Raw genomic sequence first — 2,499 nt, forward strand, 5'->3', positions numbered from 1 at the left:
TAAAAGCTCGATCTCCGCAGTGTAGTTTTTGCCGTTAAATCTGTAGGGCTGGAATACCGATGACCTGACTCCGGGGTCAGGAGAACCGGTACTTTCCCCGGGATCCGGCCCATCTTCTCCGTTGAGCCATCTTCTGACCTCGTCATAGCCCCAGCGTCTATTGGGGTTATCCTTATCGTTACGGTGGGAAATATCCTTGTAGGTAAGCCCCAAAACCAGTCTTTTAAGATCTTCCGGGAAGTTTTCCGGAAACTCGATTTTGCTGATGGAAGCCAGCCTTGCCGACTCTTCCGGAGACAGTCCGGGATTCTGAAACGGGGTAAAGCCGGTAAAGAGTTCAAAGACGGTGATGCCGAGAGCGTAGTAATCGGTTTCCTTATGGAAGATCCCCTGCAGAGCCTCGGGAGCGGCATAGGCCAGGGTCATGCCGGTCTGGGTTACCACAAAGGTGTTCTTCCCGGCATCGGAACTGATGCCAAAGTCGATAAGGACAATATGCTCACCGGCATCATCAGGAATCAGATTGGCAGGCTTAAGATCCTTGTGGAGGATGCCGATATCATGCACGGCTTTCAAACCTTCAATAATTGACGGAATAATGAGATTTCTGAGGTCTTCTTCTGAAAACCGGGTGCCTTTGGCCAGAAGTTCCGCCAGGGCTGCCCTCCTATAGTACGGACGTACCACATACGGATACCCCTGATATGCGCCAACGTCCTCCACCGGAGCCACGAAAGGACTTGTTACAGTCTTCAGCTTTTCCAGCACATCCGGCTTTACGGCATTTTCCCGGCGGTAGTATTTGAGGAGAAACTTCTTTCCTGAATTACTACCAACTACCGAGCAGAGATAGATATCTGCCTCACCGGAAACAATCTCCAGCCTTGAGTCTATATGGAACTCACCCAGTGTCAGTCCCGTAATGTCCGGAAGTTTCTGAACGATATTTACCTTAGTCTCTTCGAATTTGCTTGACAGAGATGAGTTTACTTTGGTTTCGGTCATACAGGAGCCTCACGGAAAAGCAGTTTGAACAAAATCAGTAAACAAAATCCGCAGCCTGATGTCAAAACCAACGCTTGATAATTATTACTTTGCTAACAGATTGCCATCACCACCGAAGCAACGCAAAGATGCACCAGCATGATAACCCCCGGTACGTTAAATCGAACTCCAATTTTACGTTGATAAGCCCCCATAAATACGAACATCAGGCTTGAGTTTTAAAGGATGGCAACGTTAGAATGGGTTACAGATCAGTGCATTTTGGAGCAGAAACAAACGGACAAGCAACTTATGGAATCAGCCGGCAATAATAAACTCCCCAAATGGGTTCTGAAGGATAATGACCTCACCGTTCGCGCTCAGCTTCTCATAGAAGGCCTGTCGCAGGTTGCTGCCGCTTTTGAAATGCATAAAACTAAAGAGCTGGCGCTCCCGCTGGTTATGACCGCCACTGTGGCTCCGGAAGCTCTCGCCAAAACTTACCGAAAAGCTATCGTTGACCTTCTCAATAGTGACAGCAATGACAACGTTATTGGCATTGATCCAGACAATAATACCGACAGGAAGAAAAAATCAGCGGCTGCCTCTGATAATTCTCAGCCGGATGCCAACTCAGAAGAACCGCAAGAAACCAGAAAACTGCTCTCCCTTGTGACAACTGACGAAATCATCTCAAATATCAGGAAAGCACTGCAGAACCCGCAAGGAACCGCAAGGCTCATTTCTTCGCTTGCCGAGATAAGACCTTTTGAAGCGTGGGGCTGTGATTATACCCCGGACAACAAAGCCTATTGCGTAACACTGATTGATTACCAGAATGCTCAGAGAAACCAGCTGGCGCAAACCCTGTTTAAGGATCAATGCGCTGCTCACGGCATTACAATTGACAGGGAAACCCGGTACTCGTCTGATATGAGGTTATACCGGATAAGACTTGGCAGCAAGACGGACATGGAAGCCGTTCGTAATTTTGAAGGCGTCCACTGTATTGAAGAGGCAATCCCCATCCGCAATGAGATGGGATTCATCCTAGCGTAAGAACAGTTTTGCTCCCGCTTCATTCCAGACTAAGCCTTATCATCCAGAATCTGGTACTCCGTAAGCTTTTTCCGCGCCGGAGATATCACCATGCCGACACGAATAAGCTTTATGCCTTCAGGAGTTACGCCGGAGTCGTAAGTTCTGAGCTGCTCCAGAGCCTCATTTATGGCCGCCTTCCGAGAAAAGCCCTTTCGCATCATTTTGAAGGCAATCACGAGCCTGGTGGCGCGGGTTCTGATTTCCATCCCCGAAAACCCTGAAGCGCTCATGCTCTTCCGGGATTTCAGAAAATCACCCCGGGGAAGCAGTGCGTAAATAAAGTCCCGAACGGTGTTTTCATCATCGAACAAACTGGCGTGAGAGCTGCTGTCATAAGAACCAGCTCCGTCAGAGAGAACCTCATTAAAAATCTCAAAAATCCCGGCAATAGCACCGGAATCCGCGAGAGCTCCA

3 protein-coding genes are annotated in these 2,499 nt (G+C 48.7%); 1 reads left to right on the plus strand and 2 read right to left on the minus strand.

Features of this window, described 5'->3' with window-relative positions; all coding sequences use genetic code 11:
- On the minus strand, positions 1-1,005 hold a 1,005-nt coding region (locus ACJROR_RS14030; RefSeq protein WP_406547647.1), incomplete at its 3' end, for a serine/threonine protein kinase.
- 225 nt (positions 1,006-1,230) lie between these two features.
- Here ACJROR_RS14030 and ACJROR_RS14035 point away from each other — a divergent pair.
- On the plus strand, positions 1,231-2,043 hold the full coding sequence (locus ACJROR_RS14035; RefSeq protein WP_406038771.1) for a hypothetical protein: 813 nt from the start codon (positions 1,231-1,233) through the stop codon (positions 2,041-2,043).
- Positions 2,044-2,072: 29 nt separating this feature from the next.
- On the opposite strand, the gene ACJROR_RS14040 is transcribed toward ACJROR_RS14035, so the two are convergent.
- Positions 2,073-2,499, minus strand: a 427-nt coding sequence (locus tag ACJROR_RS14040; RefSeq protein WP_406547648.1) for a hypothetical protein, incomplete at its 5' end; no start/stop codon positions are given.

The organism is Succinimonas sp., assembly GCF_045225735.1.
GTDB lineage: Bacteria > Pseudomonadota > Gammaproteobacteria > Enterobacterales > Succinivibrionaceae > Succinimonas.

Bases quoted from the DNA above. Each gene is read 5' to 3' on its own strand.
- ACJROR_RS14035 (WP_406038771.1), top strand. From the start codon at position 1,231: ATGGCAACGTTAGAATGGGTTACAGATCAGTGCATTTTGGAGCAGAAA.